Origin of the sequence: Streptococcus ilei (assembly GCF_000479335.1) — a bacterium.
Classification (GTDB): Bacteria; Bacillota; Bacilli; order Lactobacillales; family Streptococcaceae; genus Streptococcus; species Streptococcus ilei.
In genome coordinates this window covers 1,832,814-1,851,024 of record NC_022584.1, presented here as the reverse complement: position 1 = coordinate 1,851,024, position 18,211 = coordinate 1,832,814, and the positions used below count along the sequence as shown (strand labels likewise).

The following is an 18,211-nucleotide window of genomic DNA, read 5'->3' as shown; positions in this document are numbered from 1 at the left end:
ATCCATCTCCATCTCACTTCTTAGTTCTTAGTTCTTATTCTTCAAATTGAGCTTGAACAAAGGCGAGAGCACCTTGTCCATCACGTGTTAGTTTAATGTACTGAGCACCTTCTGTCTTAGCCAGTTTGATGCCCAACTTGTCTGTTTCTGCCTTCATATCTTCGAAGTTTGAAGCAACCTGAGGAGCTAAGATGACTAGATCAAACTCTGGCAACATTTCACGGTGGGCACCGTAACCACCTGCTGCCGCTTTGACAGGAACCTTATATTCAGCTGCAGCCTTATTCAAGGCATTGGCAAGGAGGCCACTGGTTCCTCCACCTGCACAGAGAACCAAGACGTTTGTTTCTTCTGTAATCGTATTTTCAGCTGGTGCATCTTCAACACCTGCTTTTTCAAGAATAGCGTCTGCTTTGGCAGTATTGAAGTTTGCAGCTACTTTTTCTTTTAATTCATCGTTTGCTTTACCAGAGCGTTCTTCTTCAAGAATCTGCTCATCATAAACCTTGAGGAATGGATAGTAAATAGCAACGTCTACAACAATCAGGAGGGCCGCCAAGATAAAGGACAAGACTTGGAAGTTCGTACCCAAGATTTGTCCAAGTGGTGCTGGAGTAGTCCATGGAAGGTTGGTCGTGAATGAGTTCATCCCAAGCGTTTCAATAAAAAACTTGAAGATCCAAACGTTAGCGATTGGCGCAAAGATAAATGGAATAAAGAAGATTGGGTTCAATACAAGTGGTGCACCGAACAAGATTGGCTCGTTTACACCGAAGAAAGTAGGAACGACTGATGCACGTCCAATAGCACGATTTCGTTTCGATTTACATAGCCACATAAACATAAATGGAACTACTAGGGTCGCACCTGTTCCACCCATGGTAACGATAAACATTTGCGTACCAGAAGTGAGAATCTTATCCGCATGCATCCCTTCTTTTAGCAAATTCAAGTTAACTTCGGCATTTGCGTAAGTAATCGCTGCAATAGCAGGTTCAACAATAGATGGTCCGTGAATCCCAACAAACCAGAAGAAAGCAAAGGCCCCAAAGATAATGGTAATTCCTACATAGCCATCTGCTGCAGAGAAGAGAGGAGCGAAGAGTTTACCAATCGATTCGGCCACACTTGCCCCGTCAATATGACGAACAATCAAATCAAGAGCATAAAGAGAAACAACTGAGAGTGTGAATGGAATCACATCTTTAAAAACTTGAGAGATATTCGGTGGAACTTCGTCCGGCATGCGGATGGTAACATTGTTTTTCACACAGACCTTGTAAATATTAACAGTAACAAAGGCCGCAAGGAAAGCAGAAAGCAAACCTTTTGTTCCAAGGAAACCTGTAGAAATACCACCTTCAATTGGGTCAGCAGCCAGCATCAACAAACCAACGATTGCTGCCAAAAGTGTTGACATATAGTTGATTTGATTGGTTTTTTCCATATTACGATTGACAGAGTCTGTTAAGGACTTGGCTGTTGTTCCTGCTACCAATAGAGCAAGGATCCCCATGGAATAGCTGTAAGGTTTCATCAAGAAGCCCACTACATCATCAGACCATTGGAAGCCCCATGAGTTTGGTACGAAGGCAATCAAGATAAAGATACTTGAAAAGAGAATGACTGGCATTCCCGCAATAAAGCCATCACGGATGGCGCGGAGATAAATATTCCGCGATAATTTTTCAAAGAAAGGTTTCTTTTTTTCAATAAATTCAATTAATTTATGCATTATTTTACTCCTCTTTTGTATAGTTCAATGAAATGATGAATCACATCTTTTAATAGGATCGTTGTCATTAAGTGGTCCTGCCCATGCATCATGGTAATGCTGTAAGGGAGGTCTTCTCCGGCTGCTTCTTGCGCTAGCATAGTTGTTTGAGACTTGTGAGCCTCTGCGATGCAGCTTCCTGCTTCTTCTACCAAGCTTTCCGCTTGAGCGAAGTCACCCTTCTCAGCTGCCTTGAGGGCCTCCAAAAGTTTAGAGCGAGCATCCCCTGCATAGGCAACGATCTCAAAACCTAATAGTGTCATTTCTTCTTTGGTCATGACCAATTCCTCCAATTTGAATTTCTTAATTTTTAAAAGTTGTTACAATAATCGTTGAATGTGTAAGACAAGATAGACCCGTTCGCTCTTGTACAAGTCAACTCCAGTCTCCCTAGAAATCACATCATAAATCTTGGAACCAATCTCAAAGGCTTTGGGATAGGAGCTTTTGATGTGCTCCTCCATATCTAGAAGTGATTGATTATCGTCTCGATTGCGATCCAGGTAATCCAAGAAGTAGTTGAGATGAATCATGAAGCGATCATAAAAGTTATTGTTGGTCTCGGTTCGTTTGATTGAGTAACTATCCAAAACCTCTTCCACACCTTTTAAGATTTCTTTGCGCTGGTCCATGGAATCCACGATTTCCACTCCATTTTCACCTTCTGCGTTGATGAAATGATAGGCGATGCGAGTGATCTCATCTTCAGGGAAGCTAGTTGTGAGCTTCTCCCGATAGATATCTACTGCCTCTTTGGCAATCTCAAAAGCCACTGGATAGTTCTCCGAGATATCCAAAAGATTACTTTCCTTATACCTGCCTTGGGTCATTGCTTGGTAAGAGCAAAACATGTGGTCGGTCAAGGTCACATAAATATATTCTTGAACGGGATAGTGATACTTTTTGATCAAGTAATCAATCATCTCGTAGGTCACTGTGATGAAGTCTAACGGAACATCTTTTAGCAGGGTCATAAAGTTCTCTCGGGATTCCTCTGTTTTCATCCGAAAGAGCTTTTCTACCTTTTCTTTAGGGACTAGGTCGCCCTTCTTTTTCCCAAAAACGATTCCTTTTCCAATGACAATCAGTTCTTCCCCTTTGTCATTCCTCACCAGAGCAACATTGTGATTGAGTGGATTCAAAATCCGATACATGGTACTCTCCTTGATAGTTTATTTAAGGTTTAGGGTATAAAAAATGACCACAAATGAGATCAGAGAGGTTTCTCCCCGATTCATCTGTGATCATGCGTAATCTAACTTACTAACACTCACCTTGTATTCACTTATGGATTAAGTATAGCACACGCTTTTGTTTTTGTAAACCCTTTCTTAACAACTTTTTAACTTTTTTGTTTTTTTCTAACAAATAGCTGTTTATCGTTGTATTCTCTGGGCTCTTCAAGGAAATTCGAACGCCCATCGTTAAAGGAGTGGTCTACACTGTTAAATACGCTCTTTCCAAGAAGTTGCGACTTGGTCCAAGACTTGGTTGAGTTCTTCAATGTTGCGACGACCTTCGGTACGCAACCATTCACGAGCTGCAGCTTCCCCATTCTTGATGTAGGCTTCTACAGATCCAGCCCAAGTTGCACGGCCACAAAGAACTCCGTTGAAGTTCGCTCCTGCTTCATGCGCAAAAACTAAGGTTTCTTGGAAGAGTTTAGCAGAAACACCTGCACTCAAGTAGATATATGGAAGGTTAGTTGCTGCTTCTTGTTCTTTAAAGAAGGCTGCAGCCTCTTCACGGCTATGAACAATTTCACCATCTCCAAAGCCTTCTACGTATTTGACGTTAACAGGAACTTCTACTTTCAAAACATCGATGTTAAAGCGTGGGTCTGAGAAGACTTTCATAGCTTCGATGACTTTGCGAGGTTTCACTTTAGCGTATTCTACAGAACCTGCATCAGCGATGGTTTCATCGTAAGCCAAGATTTCAAGGAAGAATGGAATTTCTTCTGCCGCACATTCTGAACCGATGCGTTCGATATAGGCTTGTTTTTCTTGGTTGAGTTCATCAGCACTATCCACATCATAGTAGAGCAAGAATTTCACTGCATCTGCACCTTGTTCTTTGATGCGTTTAGCTGACCAAAGGTTGAGGCAGTCTGGCAGACGCTTGGTGCTTGAAGTGTCGTAGCCTGTTTTTTCATAAGCCAACAAGAGCCCCGCTTCCGCATCCAAAACCTTAGTCGCTGGAAGTCCATACTCAGGGTCCAAGAGCATAGAAGATGCGAATGGCGTCAATTCTTCAGCCACCAAGACCTTCAATTCTTCCATTTGAGCCACTGTTGGTTCTGTGTCTTGATATTGAGCCATGAGGCGTTTCAAAGCGCCACGTTGGTCAAAGGCTAAGGCTGAGATCACACCCTCTTTGGTGCTCAATTTTTCTAAATAGTTGCGTTTTTGTTCTGTTAATACCATCTTATACCTCTTTTACATTTATCTGTTGATACAAATCATCATAGCGATGAATATTGATATGGCCTGTCGTTGCTTCTTGAGCATTCAACATGCCAAGGACATTGGCTTTGGTTAAAAGTGCTTGGTCGTCTTCCTGATGATAGAGAGCTGAGGCAATCCCAGCAACTGTCGAATCACCAGATCCTACTGGATTGACCACTTCAATTTTTGGAATGTCCACTTTATAGAAGACATCACCATGTTTGGCAAAGGCACCGTCAGCTCCTAGGGAGACGATGACCCAGTCAATCCCTTTAAACAAGTTAGATTGAAGGACCTCTTTTAATTGATCCAGATCCTTGGTCACCTCGTAGCCCAAGAGTTGAGACAACTCTTCATTATTGGGCTTGATAACCGTTGGTTTAATAGGAGCTGCTAGAGCTTTTTCCAAGGAAACACCTGAACAATCCAGAACAACTGGTTTTCCTGCCTTCTTAGCACGCTCGACTAATTTCACATAATAATCAACTGGTAAACCAGCTGGTAAACTTCCTGAGATAGCAACAACTGCTACATCTGGAAGCAAAGCTTCAAAGTGAGCCAGAAATGCTTGCCCTTCTTCTTCAGAAACAGATGGACCTTTTTCTAAGATTTCTGTTTGTTGACCTTCGTGGAGGATCGCAATACAATTCCGGGTCTCCCCTTGAATTTCAAAGAATTCTTTGCCGATTTCCTGATCTAGATGGTCCAAAATAAATTGGCCTGTTGAACCACCAATCAGACCAGTTGCCGAGACAGGATCTCCAATCTCTGCAAGGACCCGTGTGACATTGAGACCCTTCCCTCCTGCGGTTTTGCTTACCTTGTCAACTCGATTGACCGTATCCAAGTGTAAAGTTTCTAATGGATAGGAAATGTCGATTGAAGGGTTCATGGTTACCGTTAGTATCATAGACTCACCTCTTAGTCGTGGTATTCCCCACGGTCCCATTTTTCAAGGAATTCTGTGAAGAAATCCTCATCTTCTTGATGGTCGTTGTGGGTTTCCAAATGTTGAATCTTGGCAATCAATTTCTTATTTTCTTCACTTGGTTTGTATTCTGCATGAATGAAAGCTTCAATAATATCGCACATGAGCAATTCACCAGTTACTTTCCCACCGAAACCAATGACGTTGGCATTGAGTTCTTCTTTGGCATAAAGTGCAGTTGTCATATCGCGGACCAAGGCTGAACGGATTCCAGGGACCTTGTTAACCGCGTTGTTAATCCCAACGCCAGTTCCACAGATACATACTCCAAAATCTGCAAGACCACTAGCTACAGCTTCTCCGACTTTTTTCCCAAAAATTGGGTAGTGGGTGCGAGCATGGTCATAGGTTCCGAAATCAAGGACCTCATAGCCTTTTGATTTCAAAAATTCTGAAACAGCCATTTTTTCATTCGTGACAATATGGTCACATCCAATTGCAATTTTCATTCTTTTACTCCTCCCTTTAGCACATCTTGTTGAGCATATCCACACGGATTTGGTGGCGACCACCGTCATACTTACCGTTAACAAATCCCTTGGCAATATTTTTCGCCAATTGGTCACCCACGATTTGAGCACCCATGGTGATCATGCGAGAATTGTTATGACCACGAGTCATATAAGCTGAACGCTCATCTGAAACTTCTGCCGCAACCATTCCTTTAATTTTAGTTGCGACCATGAAAGGACCTGCTCCATAAGCGTCAATAACAATCCCAAGATTGTCTTCTGCTTGTTTCACTTCTTTTGCAACAGCCAAGGTCACATCAACAAAGTCTTGCCCTTCTTCAGTAACATCCACCACTTGGAAACCTTCTGCTTCCAAACACTCTTTGACTACTTCTTTTAAGCGAATACCTGCTGCATCCGCACCAACTACAATTGCCATATGATTCTCCTTTTTATATTTCCGTCAACAAAGAAAGTTCTCCTCTTTCTTCATCCGACTTCGTTTTGTTGTTCACAAACATAGTATAGCGCTAATTTTGTTTGTTGTCAACTATATTTGTTTATTTTTTTCATTTTTGTTTTAATTTTCAATCTTATTCTGTTTATAACAAACAAAAAGAGAGAATGATTCTCTCTTTTTTCAGTTCATCATTTATACAATCACTCGTGTATACTCCTCTAATTCTTCATGTGCTTTCTCAGATGCATCGTCCGTTATCACTGCCGTCACTTTCTTTAAGGAGCAGATAGAGGTAAAGTCTTCTTTACCAATCTTGGAGGAATCAATCAGTAGGTAGGCTTCGGAAGAACGTTCTAAAGCCAACTTTTGCGTATAGGCTTCTTCAAAAGAAGAGGTCAGAACGCGCCCATCCACAATGCCATTCCCACTAAAAAACATCTTGTGGAAGTACATTCTTTCCATGAGAGTGTTCGTTATCTCGCCGACAAAAGCTTGGCTGGTTTCTCGTAGCTCCCCTCCCAAGAGGATTACCTTAAAGGTATCACTTTTCTTCTTTAACAACTCTTGGAAAATCGGCAGACAGTTGGTCACCACGCGCAATTCCTTATTATTAATAGCTTCGGAAAGAACTTCAACAGAGGTCCCAGGTCCAAGGAAGATACTCTCACCTTCTTTTATCAGTTCGCAAGCTTTCTTCGCTACCTCACGCTTAGCCAGTATATTCTTGAGCAACTTCTCTTCATGAGGAAGTTCTCGTGAAGGGAGGAATTGGTTACTTTTAGCTCCGTTTCGAACCCGAATAATCAGCCCCTGTTTTTCCAGTTCAATCAAATCACGACGGACCGTCATATCCGACACCTGCATACTTTCCATTATATCTTGAACGTAAACGGTTCCAGCCTTATTGACTAGATTGATAATCTCATTCAGTCTTTCCTGTTTCTTCATTTCCTACCTACTTGCTTCGTTTTTGTTTATTATAACCTTAAACTGTCAGAATCGCAATCATTATTTGTTTGAAACAAACATTTTTCCAAAAAAGAGAAATCAAAAAGGCTTATCCTCACGGATAAGCCTCTGGTTAATATCGTTTCAAGCGAAATTAAGCTTTGTTTTCTGAACCGAATACGTCGATACGTTCTTCAACTGAAGCTGTGATTGCTTCGAATCCTGGTTTCAAGAATTTACGTGGGTCGAAGAGTTTCTTCTTGTCGTATTCTGCTTCGTTTGCATCGTATTCACGTACGAATTGACGAGTTGCGTTAGCGAATGCGATTTGGCACTCAGTGTTTACGTTAACTTTCGCAACACCAAGTTTGATAGCTTCTTGGATTTGGTCATCAGGGATACCTGAACCACCGTGCAATACGATTGGGAATCCTGGAAGAGCTTCTGTCAATTTCTTCAAGTGGTCAAGGTCAAGACCTTCCCAGTTTGCTGGGTATGGACCGTGGATGTTACCAATACCTGCTGCCAAGAAGTCAATTCCTGTAGCAACCATTGCTTTAGCATCTTCGATTGGTGCCAATTCACCTTTACCAACGATACCATCTTCTTCACCACCGATTGTACCAACTTCAGCCTCAACTGAGATACCTTTAGCGTGAGCTTTTTCTACAACTTCTTTTGCCAATTTAAGGTTTTCTTCAACTGGAAGGTGTGATCCGTCGAACATGATTGAAGTGTAACCAACTTCGATACACTCAAGAGCATCTTCGTAGTGACCATGGTCCAAGTGGATTGCAACTGGTACAGTGATACCCATTGCTTCAACAAGGTTAGCGATCATGTTGCGAGCTACTTTGTAACCACCCATGTATTTAGCAGCACCCATAGAAGTTTGGATCAAAACTGGAGCTTTTTTAGCTTCTGCTGCACGCAAGATAGCTTGAGTCCACTCAAGGTTGTTTGTGTTAAATCCACCAACTGCGTAACCATTGTCACGAGCTGCTTGGACAAATTTTTCTGCTGAAACGATTGCCATTAGTAGTAGGCCTCCTCTAATTTTTTGTGGTTAAACCACTTACATTGTTTATTTTATCACTTTTTCATTGAAAATGCTAGCTTTTCCTGAACCTTTAAAGCGTTTTCTTCTCTTTTCAAGCTGTCTTTCTGCTAAATGAACAAGAAAAAAAGATAGCCGAAGCTATCTCGATAATCCGATGCGGAGAGAGGGACTTGAACCCTCACGACCTAAAGCGGTCACAGGATCCTTAGTCCTGCGCGTCTGCCAATTCCGCCATCCCCGCGATTGAGTACCTTACTAGTATATCAATCTTCTACTTTCTTGTCAAGATTTTTTTCAAACTTTTTTCAAAGTCTACACTTTTCTCTCCTGTTTAGATGCTGACAAATCCTCCTTGATGAAGGACTCCTTTAAGGGACTGGAATTGTCTCACTGGGCGTAACCAGAAACTTTTCAAATTCTAAATCAGGCATGCATGAGAGCAAATCTTCTCTGATCTGATCGAGTGCTTCCAAGCGCATCTCTACAGAGGTCGCTCGATTCCCCTGTATGATAAAGAGGACATTACGGGTAGTCTCCTCCATCTTGTAGCGTTCACCATCTCTCACATCTAGCCAGGCCATAATACCTTGTTGATCTCGGTAGACCGGATCGCTTTCACTAACATGCTTTTCGGTTGATAAGATGGGCAAAAAGCTATCCTCTCTTTGGCTAATCGTAAATTCGATTGGCCCCTGGATCTTATCTAAATCATGCCCTCCGATGGCTAAAAAGGAACTGAGGCATTCGACATTATAGATATCAATCACACTATTAATCGTAGGAAGGAAGCCACGACTTTGAATATTCTTAATCAAAGCAAGAATAGTCGGTGGGTTCTTCTTAACACTACGCCCCACATCCTTCAATAAGTCAAGGTAGCCTTGTACAACCGGCTCCTCTTTCACCGAGCTGAGGTCGCAATTTAAAGCCCAATCTTCCATTTCCTTCTTTTTAGCTAAAAATTCTTCAGATAAGGGAGCTTGTGGATTCACCTGTTTTGCTACTCCAATCACTACCGTCTCAATCCCTAAATCCACCAAACTTTGATTCAGTATCCAGTCCATATTTCCTTCCTCCTTCTGTGCTAGGTTAGGCTTACACCCTCATTATACTCCTCCTTGAACCATCCTTCAAGTAAAGAAAAGAGAGTGGGATAGTTGAGTAGGGCTGTAAAAGCCGATGAAATCAGTGTAGTAGAGCCCACTCAACCACTGCGTCCTGCTCGACAATCCAAAGAAAATAAAGAGGCTAGGACTTTTGTCCCAGCCTCTTTTTTGGATTATTCTTCTTCTTCGTAAGACTCTTCTTCGTCTTCTTCGTCAGTTAACTCAACTTCCACATCCAACTCATCTGGTGAGATTTCATTAATTTCAGCGTCATATGCTTCCACTTCATCCTTCTCATCTTCTGGGTTTTCATCATCGTAAGTAAGCGCTGGATCTGCTTCATAGACATCTTCGTCTTCTGGATCATCCGCATTGTAATCAATCGCGTCTTCATCTCCATCCATAAAGGCGTTGACACGTTTTTTCTTACGTTTCTTAGGCTCTTCGTCTTCATCTGTTTCTTCAAGAGCGATGATTTCTTCATCTACCTCATCGATGGCATACCATGAGCGAAGTCCCCATTTGTTATCTCCTAGTGGGATAAAGCTTCCATCCACATTTAATTCCGTATAGAACAATGGAAGAGCTTCACGAATTTCACTGTTTGATTTTTCGAGGTAGTTTTGAATTTCATTGACCAGGTCATTAAAATACATTTCATGATCACGGCCACGTGACTCCAAAATGGCACGGGCTACTTCAATCATTGAAAGTTCACTTTTTTCTTGTCCAGCAAATACTTCTAATTCCAAGGTAGATCTCCTTCATTTTCATCTCAAGGCATCACTCTTTTTCATTAAAAAAGAGGATACCCCTAGAATACATCATTTATCGTTACACTCTATTGTACGATAATTTTCCCCTTTCGTCAAAGGAAAATTCCGCGCCAATAAGAAGAGAAAAGCCGGGACACATGGCCTCAGCTTTTCCTCTTATGATTGCTTTCCATAAAGATGGAAGATCATCTTTTTTATTTTACTTTCGCAGTGCTCGTGATCACTTCAACAGCTTTCTTCACAGCGATATCATGTTTCAACATTTCTGGTGAAAGCAAGCTGCGAACTTGTTCAACTGGCATGTTGTAATCTGCTGCCAATTGTTCGATTTCTGCAGTTACTTCTTCGTCAGTTGCTTCGAAGCCTTCTGCTTTGGCAACCGCTTCTACGACAAGGTTTGTCTTAGTACGTGCTGCTGCGTCTGCTTCATATTGTTTGTGAAGATCTTCTTGAGTTGTTCCAGTGATTTGGAAGTACATGTCTGGAGAGATTCCTTGACGTTGCAAGTTTCCAAGGAATTCATTAACAGCACGGTGTACTTCTTCGTGGATCATTTCTTCTGGAAGGTCAACGATTTCTGCATTTTCTACCGCAAGATCAATTGCTGCTGACTCAACTGCATCTTTGTAAGCTTCTTCTTTCGCTTCAGCCAACTCTTTGCGGTATTTTTCTTTCAATTCAGCGAGAGTTTCAACTTCTTCATCGATGTCTTTTGCCAATTCATCGTCAAGAGCTGGTACTTCTTTTGCTTTTACTTCGTGGATAGTTGTCACGAATTTCGCTTCTTTACCTGCAAGGTCAGTTGCTTGGTAGTCTTCTGGGAAAGTTACGATCACATCAACTGTTTCACCAGCAGAGTGTCCAACCAATTGGTCTTCAAAACCTGGGATGAATTGACCTGAACCAAGTCCAAGTGAGAAGTTATCTCCTTTTCCTCCGTCAAACTCAACACCGTCAACAGAACCTACAAAGTCGATCACAACTGTATCACCTTCAGCTGCTGGTCCTTCTTTGATAACCAATTCAGCCAAGTTGTTGCGTTCGCGTTCGATACGTGCATCTACATCTTCATCTGTTACTTCTTTAGAAACGTCTACAGATACTTCAAGGTCTTTGTAAGCACCCAATTTTACTTCTGGTTTTGTAACAACATTTGCTGTCAAAGTCCAATCTTGACCTTTTTCCATTGATACAACGTCAAAAGTTGGTTGAGCAACAACTTCAAGACCTGCTTCTTTTACTGCTGCTTCATAAGCTGCCGGAAGAAGATCGTTCAAAGCATCTTGATAAAGTGATTCTTCACCAAAACGTTGGTTGAAGATTGGACGTGGAAGGTGACCTTTACGGAATCCTGGTACGTTCAAGTTTTTCTTAACAGATTCAAACACGCGATCTAAAGCTGGTTTAATTTGTTCTTGACTAATGGTGAAAGTCAATACACCGCGGTTTGTTTCTTTGTTTTCAAATGATACAGACATTCTGTCTCTCCTTAAAATAATATAGTCATTCCTAATAATTTTACCATAAAACTTCGAAAATGCAAGTTTTTGGGCATCCTGGTTTTGTGGAAACTGCTTCTTTTTTAGCAATTTTATAGTGATTTCTGCAGACCAATAGATTTCAAATCCCTTTCCTCTCTCAAAATTGGTCCCGAAACAAAAAAACTAGTCCATGTCTTGAACTAGTTTCCTTCTTATTAAGATTTTCGAAGCGGATCTTCTTGGTAAGAAGCACGCGCCCCTCCGATTAACTTCGGACGACTGGCTAGAGCCGTCACATGAGCGCCCCCCAGTTCTTTCAAGACAGGACGAACAGGTACTTGCACATGCTTGACATGCATCCCGATAGAGGTATCTCCAATATCCAAACCCGCCTGAGCTGTGATAAATTCAACTTCGACGGGGTCTTTCATATAACTAAAAGCTGCCAACTGACCGGCACCTCCCGCATGGAGGCTCGGTAGTACATTAACGATTTCTAAGTCTTTCTTTTCTGCTAGTTCACGTTCGACCACCAGAGCTCGGTTAAGATGTTCACATCCTTGAACCGCTAAATAAATCCCTTTGGGAGTTAGGGTATTTAGGATGGTTTTTACAATGGCTTGCCCAATCTCTAAACTTGAGTTCTTACCGATACTTGCTCCAGCGACCTCGCTGGTTGACAGGCCTAACACAAGGATTTGCCCCTGACGCAGATGAGCCTTGGATAAAAGATCCAGCAAGATTTCCTGGGTTTCTCTTTTTAATTGCTCCAACTCCATCTTCTAATTTCCCTTCTTTGGTAAGAAATGATAAAGAGCATATCCTAGAGCCATACCAACGAAGTTTTGAACCAAATTATGAGGAATCTCCGCTAAGGCTGGCCCCCAGTTGTTTCCTAAAAAGAGCGCTGAAGCTAGTGCATAGCCACCTACCATGATGACAGTAGCAAGTAACAGACCGATATAGCGGGCTTTTCCTTTAAAGCCAGCAAAGTAGCCTTGAGCTCCGTGGAAAAGAAGACTAAAGAACATCCATTGAGGATAACCGGAGACGAGGTCTAAGAGAAAGGCGCCAAGACCACCAACTACTGCTCCTTCTTTGCGCCCCAAATAAAAGGCGGTGAAGTATACACCTAGATCCAGCAAGGTCACCATCCCGGTAGGAGTTGGCAACTTAGTATAATAGCCTAGTACAACTGTCAAGGCGGTTAAAATGGCTAAATGCGCGATTACTTGGGTCCGTTTATTGGTCATATTGAACTACTCCATATTGATCTGATTTTTGAATGGCTTGGTAGACAAAGTCTTTAGAGGCTTTGACAGCTTCTAAGGTTGCCTTCCCTTGGACTAACTGGCTTGCTATGCTAGAGGCAAAAGTACAACCAGCTCCTGTATTATTCTTTTCTAAAACGTCTTCTTCGAAGACCGTAAAGTCTTGGCCGTCATAAAAGACATCGATGGCTTTTTCCTTGTTGAGGCGATTGCCCCCTTTGACCACGACAGTCGCTGCTCCTAATTCATGGAGCTTACGAGCGGCCTCCTTCATATCGTCGAGCGATTGAATCTTGCTTTGAGTCAAGATCTCAGCTTCTGGTAAGTTTGGCGTGATGATGGTCACATAAGGGAAGAACTTGATCAATTCATCTCGAAGGGCTGACACTTCCACGTCATGAGTTTCCTTGCAGACCAAGACAGGGTCTAGTACCACAGGAATCTCCGCATGGGCTTTGACATAGTCCAAGGCTAAGTCTGCCACTTGGACATTTGGCAAGAGGCCGAGTTTAATAGCAGAAAAAGGAACATCCTTGAGAGAGTTGAGCTGTTGAGCAAAGGTCGTCGGATCCACCGGAATGACTTCAAAACCGTGCTCGGTCATAGCGGTCAAACAAGTCACTGCTACAAAGCCATGCTGTTTGTTGGTTGTATAGGTGGCCAGGTCAGCGTGAAGACCTCCCCCACTAAAAATATCATTTCCTGAAATAGCTAGAATCAATTCATTACTCATAACGGATCTCCTTTAAATATAAGCCATTTGGCGCTGCTGTAGGACCTGCTAGATTGCGGTCCTTCTTTTCTAAAATCAGATCGATCTGCTCGATCGGCATCCGATCATTTCCGATCTTCAACAAAGTTCCCACCATATTACGGATTTGCTTGTAGAGAAAGCCATTGCCCGAAAAGGTAAAGAGAAGACGATGATTTGCCACGTCCTCGACCAAGCGAGCCTCTGTAATCGTGCGAACCTTGTCTTCCACACTGGTTCCCGAAGCTGTGAAGCCAGTGAAATCGTGGGTCCCCTCCAATTTTTGGATGGCTTCTTGCATCTTGGCCACATCCAAGGGGTAAGGATAGGAAGTTGCATAGTGGCGCATCATGGGATTCTTGGGGCGGCCATAATCCACGATGAATTCGTAGGTCTTGCTGTGCTTCTTGTAACGTGAGTGAAAGTCATCTGCTACTTGCTCCACCCGGATGAAATCAATATCCTCTGGGGTCTGGGTATCCAGAGCAAAGCGGAGCTTCTCCTCATCCCGTGGCTGAGGGAGATCAAAATGGATGACCTGCCCAAGGGCATGGACGCCTGCATCCGTCCGGCCCGCGCCATGGATGGTCACTGCCTGTCCATGGTTCAGACGCATCAAGGTCTTCTCGATTTCTTCTTGCACACTACGTGCATGCGGTTGTCGTTGGAAACCCGCAAATAGAGTTCCATCGTAAGAAATAGTTGCTTTGTATCGTGTCATGTTTTTATTTTATCAAGTTCATCCAAGCGGAACAAGGCAGAAAAGCAACAACTGTCCGGGTACAGTTTTTAGGACAAAAAAAGAACCAAGTCTTTCCTTTTCCATTTCTGGAAAACTAGAAAAACTTAGTTCAATCGGGGGGCTGATTAGTCTTCTTCCCGTCCTTTGAGACTCATACCTGTCGCTCCTAAGATGGCTCCAAGCAAGGCCAAACCTAAGATAGACTCTTGGCCAGTTTCAGGAAGCTGTTGGCTAGATGGTGTTTGATCATGCACCGGTGCTAGCTTAGCCTCTTCTACTGGTTTTTGATCTGAAGCAACTGGAGCTGGTTGAGCGTTCACAAGTGGCTTCACTTCAGGAGCTACTGGTCTGACTTGATGATGACCTCCTTGACCGACTTGAGGTCGGTCTGCTTGAGGACTTGGACTATCCTGTAAACCTGGAGTCGGAGTGACTACTTTTGCCTCCTTGGTTCCTACTTCCACAATCTCAGAAACAGCTTCTTTCGAAACTTCTGTTCCTACTACTTGGCGACTCTGATCAAGAGCAGATACTGCAACAAATTCACGATGTTGGCCTTTGGCACCAGTCTGAATCACTTTCCGTTCGCCCTTAGCTAAGTCTGGATTCGTACGTTCGACGACTTCAAAATCCAGTTCTTTTTCAACAATTTCCAAGCTTGGTTTGTCTTCTACCAAGGCTCTGACATCATTTTCTGCTTGGCTTCCCACTTGGGTGATTGGTTTCAACTGGCTGAGAGCTTGAGTTAGGCTTGTCACTTGCTCATCTACCTTTTCTTGATGGGCACGACTGATCGTCCAGTTCAATGTATCCAAAACTTTCGCAAGAGCTGAACGTGATTCCTCTGTATAGATGGAAAGATCTGTTGGAACACTGGCAAGAGCCGAACGAAGGGCCGTATAGTCAGCTTTGAAATAGTCCTTATTGTGGTTGGCAAAGGCAGTCATAAGTTCAAAGATTTCTTCTTCCTTGTATTCATTGGCTGGTTCATCTGCCCAGATTCCCAACATACTTCCGGACACCGGCAATTTCACATCAGGGTATTTAGTTGAAGCTAATTGTTCAAACGGAACGGTTTCTGTATTTTGGATGGCTTTTTCGAGTGGATAACTTTGCTCTCCCTTGTGGCCCAAAACATAGTACCAGTCACCGTTGGTGTTGAGGAATTTGTAGCCCTTGTCTGCTAGGTACTGTGGTGATGCCAAATTGTAGCCCCACCATCCTTTAGACCAGTAAGAAATTAAGACATCCTTGTCAAAGGCAACATCATCTTCGTCTCCATAGTAGAAGCCATCGTTAAAGGCCATTGGCTGCAAGCCTTTTTCGCGGGCCATGGCAGCAAGACTGTTGGCGTAGTCCGCAAATTTACCATAGAGCTCATACCATTTGAGGTAGTACCAACCTTGAGCATTAGTGGCATCATTGGCGTATTCGTCTGTTCCGTAGTTAAAGATCTTAGACTTGCCTTTAAAATAGTCCATGTACTTGCCAATTAGGGCCTTAGTAAAGTTGACTGCTTCTTCGTTGGTCAGGTCCATAGTTGTCTTGGAAACCGTATCAAAGGTCGCTTGCGGATGTTCGATACCTAGTTTTTGCATCGCTACCAAAATGGCATCCATGTGGCCTGGACTATTGACTGCTGGGATCAAACCAATGCCTTTTGAGGTAGCATAAGCTAGCAACTCATCCATTTCTGCTTGGGTCAAGGCTTGACCATTTGGATCGTCATTTGGCTGCAAGCCTTTTTCGCGGGCCATGGCAGCAAGACTGTTGGCGTAGTCCGCAAATTTACCATAGAGCTCATACCATTTGAGGTAGTACCAACCTTGAGCATTAGTGGCATCATTGGCGTATTCGTCTGTTCCGTAGTTAAAGATCTTAGACTTGCCTTTAAAATAGTCCATGTACTTGCCAATTAGGGCCTTAGTAAAGTTGACTGCTTCTTCGTTGGTCAGGTCCATAGTTGTCTTGGAAACCGTATCAAAGGTCGCTTGCGGATGTTCGATACCTAGTTTTTGCATCGCTACCAAAATGGCATCCATGTGGCCTGGACTATTGACTGCTGGGATCAAACCAATGCCTTTTGAGGTAGCATAAGCTAGCAACTCATCCATTTCTGCTTGGGTCAAGGCTTGACCATTTGGATCGTCATAATAGGCCTTGGTTCCTTCAAGGATAGCAGCTTTCACATCGTCGCTAGTGTAGGTTTTGCCATTTGCCTCCAGGGTCATATCATCGAGGACAAAGCGCATACCATCATTTCCGACAAGGAGGTGCAAGTCAGAGTACCCTAGCTCACTGGCCTTATCCACGATTCGTTTCAACTGATCCAGTGAGAAGTATTTGCGCCCTGCGTCAATGGAAATCACTTTGCTCTTAGCTAGTTTTTCAGCAGCTTCCTTGTCCGCCAACTCTTTGGCATAGCTTTCTGTATGGACCAAGGCCTCTTGAGCGGCTTTGAGAGAAGCAATCAGTTCTTTCGCTTCTGCTCGAGTCGTGTCTGCTCCTACCCCTTCCAAAGCTTTTTTAGCTTCTGTAAAGGCTACTAGAGACTCTGGTGTATAGTGATCCAAATCAGTTGGAGCTTCTGCAAGAGCTTTTTCAACCACTTCAGGATCTGCTACAAAGTAGTCCGCGTTCTTGTCCGCAAAAGCGTGCATGAGCTTAAAGAGAAGCTCTTTTTTGTAGGTTGCGGATGGCGTATCTGCCCAGGCAGCTACCATTCCACCGATGAAGGGAACCTTAGCCCCATCATTTTTCTGAACGGAATCGATCGCTGATTTAGAAATTCCTTCAAGACCTTGATCAAGATTGTACCAACCTGATCCAGCTTTGTCACGACCGAGGACATAGTACCAAGCATCATTGGTATTAAGAATTTGATGGCCTAGTTCAGACAAAAGCTTGGATGAAGCAACATCATAGCCATTCCAACCACCTGTCCAGTAGGATACAATGATATCCTTATCAAAAGTTCCATAGGAAGTATCGCCATTGTAGTAGATACCATCGTTGAAGGCCATTGGCTTCATCTTGTGTTTTTTCACAATAGCCGCTAGATCATTGGCATATTGGATGAATTTTTCGTATCCTTTGTCTGGATAGCCTTCGTCTGGCCAATACTTGCTGGCTTGAAGGACTTGCCAACCATGGGCATCTGTTGCATCATTGGCATATTCGTCCAAACCAATGTTAAAGATTTCTGTCTTGCCACTGAAATAAGCCGCATACTTGTCCACCAAGGCTTTGGTGAAATCTAGGGCTTTTTGGTTGTCTAAATCAACGGTCCGTTCTGATTTTTTCGTACCAAAGTAATTGAAGTGAGGGTTTTCGATCCCCAATTGCTCCATAGCTGTCAGAATTGCATCCATGTGCCCTGGGCTATTGATCGTTGGAATCACGCCTATATTCTTGGATTTGGCATAAGCCAAAATGTCATCCATTTGAGCCTGAGTCAAGGCTGTTCCATTTGGATCATCATAATAAGCTTTGGTTCCTTTTTCGACTGCTTCCTTCACCGCCTGGCTAGAGTAGGACGTATCTCCTACCTGCAAGGACATATCATCAAGAACAAAGCGCAAACCATCATTTCCAACTAAGAGATGCAAATCGGTATAGCCCGTCTTACTAGCTTCATCAATGATTTCCTTGATTTGATCAGGTGAGAAGTATTTGCGACCGGCATCGATAGAGATGACCTTTTTCTTAGCCAATTTTTCTTCTTGCTCTGGATCTTTAGCTGGTGTTTCAGTCGTTGCTGTTACCGGTTGAGCTGCCACATCAGCTTCTGTGACAGAGATTGCTTCTTCACGAATCAAGCGATCAAGATCGGATGCGCGTAATTCTCGATCAGGTAGGGTCGGTTGACTTTGATCGACGATCGGAGCAGGAACAATTGGTTTTTCTACTGCTGGCTGAGTAGCTTCCTCAGTAGTAGAGGGAGGCAAATCTCCTT

17 protein-coding genes and 1 tRNA gene are annotated in these 18,211 nt (G+C 43.1%); all 18 read right to left on the bottom strand.

What is annotated here, in order from left to right; translation table 11 throughout:
* Window positions 1-34: 34 nt before the first annotated feature.
* A complete protein-coding gene (locus tag N596_RS08780; protein ID WP_023027669.1) occupies window positions 35-1,735 on the bottom strand; it encodes a lactose-specific PTS transporter subunit EIIC in 1,701 nt (566 codons plus the stop codon).
* A complete protein-coding gene (locus tag N596_RS08775) occupies window positions 1,735-2,052 on the bottom strand; it encodes a PTS lactose/cellobiose transporter subunit IIA (RefSeq protein ID WP_023027668.1) in 318 nt (105 codons plus the stop codon). Before N596_RS08775 ends, N596_RS08780 begins: the two co-directional genes overlap by 1 nt.
* A 42-nt stretch (window positions 2,053-2,094) precedes the next feature.
* Window positions 2,095-2,928 carry a PRD domain-containing protein gene (locus N596_RS08770; RefSeq protein WP_023027667.1) on the bottom strand — a complete coding sequence of 278 codons (834 nt, stop codon included), beginning with the start codon at window positions 2,926-2,928 and terminating at the stop codon, window positions 2,095-2,097.
* A gap of 291 nt (window positions 2,929-3,219) precedes the next feature.
* Window positions 3,220-4,200, bottom strand: a complete 981-nt coding sequence (gene lacD / locus N596_RS08765; protein WP_023027665.1) for a tagatose-bisphosphate aldolase — start codon at window positions 4,198-4,200, stop codon at window positions 3,220-3,222.
* Between the two features lies 1 nt (window position 4,201).
* On the bottom strand, window positions 4,202-5,131 hold the full coding sequence (locus N596_RS08760; RefSeq protein ID WP_023027664.1) for a tagatose-6-phosphate kinase: 930 nt from the start codon (window positions 5,129-5,131) through the stop codon (window positions 4,202-4,204).
* Between the two features lie 11 nt (window positions 5,132-5,142).
* Window positions 5,143-5,658 carry a galactose-6-phosphate isomerase subunit LacB gene (lacB, locus tag N596_RS08755; RefSeq protein ID WP_023027663.1) on the bottom strand — a complete coding sequence of 172 codons (516 nt, stop codon included), beginning with the start codon at window positions 5,656-5,658 and terminating at the stop codon, window positions 5,143-5,145.
* Window positions 5,659-5,674: 16 nt separating this feature from the next.
* The gene (gene lacA / locus N596_RS08750) at window positions 5,675-6,100 is read right to left on the bottom strand and encodes a galactose-6-phosphate isomerase subunit LacA (RefSeq protein ID WP_023027662.1); all 426 of its coding nucleotides are present in this window, start codon (window positions 6,098-6,100) and stop codon (window positions 5,675-5,677) included.
* 213 nt (window positions 6,101-6,313) lie between these two features.
* Window positions 6,314-7,069: a DeoR/GlpR family DNA-binding transcription regulator gene (locus tag N596_RS08745; RefSeq protein WP_023027661.1), complete on the bottom strand. Its 756-nt coding sequence runs from the start codon at window positions 7,067-7,069 to the stop codon at window positions 6,314-6,316.
* A 154-nt stretch (window positions 7,070-7,223) separates the two neighbouring features.
* Window positions 7,224-8,105 carry a class II fructose-bisphosphate aldolase gene (locus tag N596_RS08740; RefSeq protein WP_023027660.1) on the bottom strand — a complete coding sequence of 294 codons (882 nt, stop codon included), beginning with the start codon at window positions 8,103-8,105 and terminating at the stop codon, window positions 7,224-7,226.
* Window positions 8,106-8,284: 179 nt separating this feature from the next.
* A tRNA-Leu gene (locus N596_RS08735) sits at window positions 8,285-8,370 on the bottom strand.
* Window positions 8,371-8,497: 127 nt separating this feature from the next.
* On the bottom strand, window positions 8,498-9,193 hold the full coding sequence (locus tag N596_RS08730; protein WP_023027659.1) for a B3/B4 domain-containing protein: 696 nt from the start codon (window positions 9,191-9,193) through the stop codon (window positions 8,498-8,500).
* A gap of 215 nt (window positions 9,194-9,408) precedes the next feature.
* The gene (gene rpoE, locus N596_RS08725) at window positions 9,409-9,987 is read right to left on the bottom strand and encodes a DNA-directed RNA polymerase subunit delta (protein WP_023022170.1); all 579 of its coding nucleotides are present in this window, start codon (window positions 9,985-9,987) and stop codon (window positions 9,409-9,411) included.
* A gap of 218 nt (window positions 9,988-10,205) precedes the next feature.
* Window positions 10,206-11,489 (bottom strand): trigger factor, encoded by a 1,284-nt coding sequence (gene tig / locus N596_RS08720; protein WP_023027658.1) that lies wholly within the window; start codon window positions 11,487-11,489, stop codon window positions 10,206-10,208.
* Between the two features lie 218 nt (window positions 11,490-11,707).
* Window positions 11,708-12,271 carry a TIGR01440 family protein gene (locus N596_RS08715; RefSeq protein WP_023027657.1) on the bottom strand — a complete coding sequence of 188 codons (564 nt, stop codon included), beginning with the start codon at window positions 12,269-12,271 and terminating at the stop codon, window positions 11,708-11,710.
* Between the two features lie 3 nt (window positions 12,272-12,274).
* Window positions 12,275-12,745 (bottom strand): ECF transporter S component, encoded by a 471-nt coding sequence (locus N596_RS08710; RefSeq protein WP_023027656.1) that lies wholly within the window; start codon window positions 12,743-12,745, stop codon window positions 12,275-12,277.
* Window positions 12,735-13,496: a bifunctional hydroxymethylpyrimidine kinase/phosphomethylpyrimidine kinase gene (locus tag N596_RS08705; protein ID WP_023027655.1), complete on the bottom strand. Its 762-nt coding sequence runs from the start codon at window positions 13,494-13,496 to the stop codon at window positions 12,735-12,737. The genes N596_RS08710 and N596_RS08705 overlap by 11 nt, the downstream gene beginning before the upstream one ends.
* Complete coding sequence (gene truA, locus N596_RS08700; protein ID WP_023027654.1) at window positions 13,489-14,235, bottom strand: tRNA pseudouridine(38-40) synthase TruA; 747 nt, start codon at window positions 14,233-14,235, stop codon at window positions 13,489-13,491. The genes N596_RS08705 and truA overlap by 8 nt, the downstream gene beginning before the upstream one ends.
* A 146-nt stretch (window positions 14,236-14,381) precedes the next feature.
* A complete protein-coding gene (locus tag N596_RS10385; RefSeq protein ID WP_444547698.1) occupies window positions 14,382-18,035 on the bottom strand; it encodes a family 20 glycosylhydrolase in 3,654 nt (1,217 codons plus the stop codon).
* Between the last annotated feature and the right edge of the window lie 176 nt (window positions 18,036-18,211).

What these genes read in the sequence shown, in the direction of transcription:
- N596_RS08780 (WP_023027669.1), bottom strand. Translation starts at nt 1,735, where the DNA reads ATGCATAAATTAATTGAATTTATTGAAAAAAAGAAACCTTTCTTTGAA.
- N596_RS08775 (WP_023027668.1), bottom strand. Translation starts at nt 2,052, where the DNA reads ATGACCAAAGAAGAAATGACACTATTAGGTTTTGAGATCGTTGCCTAT.
- N596_RS08770 (WP_023027667.1), bottom strand. Translation starts at nt 2,928, where the DNA reads ATGTATCGGATTTTGAATCCACTCAATCACAATGTTGCTCTGGTGAGG.
- lacD (WP_023027665.1), bottom strand. Translation starts at nt 4,200, where the DNA reads ATGGTATTAACAGAACAAAAACGCAACTATTTAGAAAAATTGAGCACC.
- N596_RS08760 (WP_023027664.1), bottom strand. Translation starts at nt 5,131, where the DNA reads ATGATACTAACGGTAACCATGAACCCTTCAATCGACATTTCCTATCCA.
- lacB (WP_023027663.1), bottom strand. Translation starts at nt 5,658, where the DNA reads ATGAAAATTGCAATTGGATGTGACCATATTGTCACGAATGAAAAAATG.
- lacA (WP_023027662.1), bottom strand. Translation starts at nt 6,100, where the DNA reads ATGGCAATTGTAGTTGGTGCGGATGCAGCAGGTATTCGCTTAAAAGAA.
- N596_RS08745 (WP_023027661.1), bottom strand. Translation starts at nt 7,069, where the DNA reads ATGAAGAAACAGGAAAGACTGAATGAGATTATCAATCTAGTCAATAAG.
- N596_RS08740 (WP_023027660.1), bottom strand. Translation starts at nt 8,105, where the DNA reads ATGGCAATCGTTTCAGCAGAAAAATTTGTCCAAGCAGCTCGTGACAAT.
- N596_RS08730 (WP_023027659.1), bottom strand. Translation starts at nt 9,193, where the DNA reads ATGGACTGGATACTGAATCAAAGTTTGGTGGATTTAGGGATTGAGACG.
- tig (WP_023027658.1), bottom strand. Translation starts at nt 11,489, where the DNA reads ATGTCTGTATCATTTGAAAACAAAGAAACAAACCGCGGTGTATTGACT.
- N596_RS08715 (WP_023027657.1), bottom strand. Translation starts at nt 12,271, where the DNA reads ATGGAGTTGGAGCAATTAAAAAGAGAAACCCAGGAAATCTTGCTGGAT.
- N596_RS08710 (WP_023027656.1), bottom strand. Translation starts at nt 12,745, where the DNA reads ATGACCAATAAACGGACCCAAGTAATCGCGCATTTAGCCATTTTAACC.
- N596_RS08705 (WP_023027655.1), bottom strand. Translation starts at nt 13,496, where the DNA reads ATGAGTAATGAATTGATTCTAGCTATTTCAGGAAATGATATTTTTAGT.
- truA (WP_023027654.1), bottom strand. Translation starts at nt 14,235, where the DNA reads ATGACACGATACAAAGCAACTATTTCTTACGATGGAACTCTATTTGCG.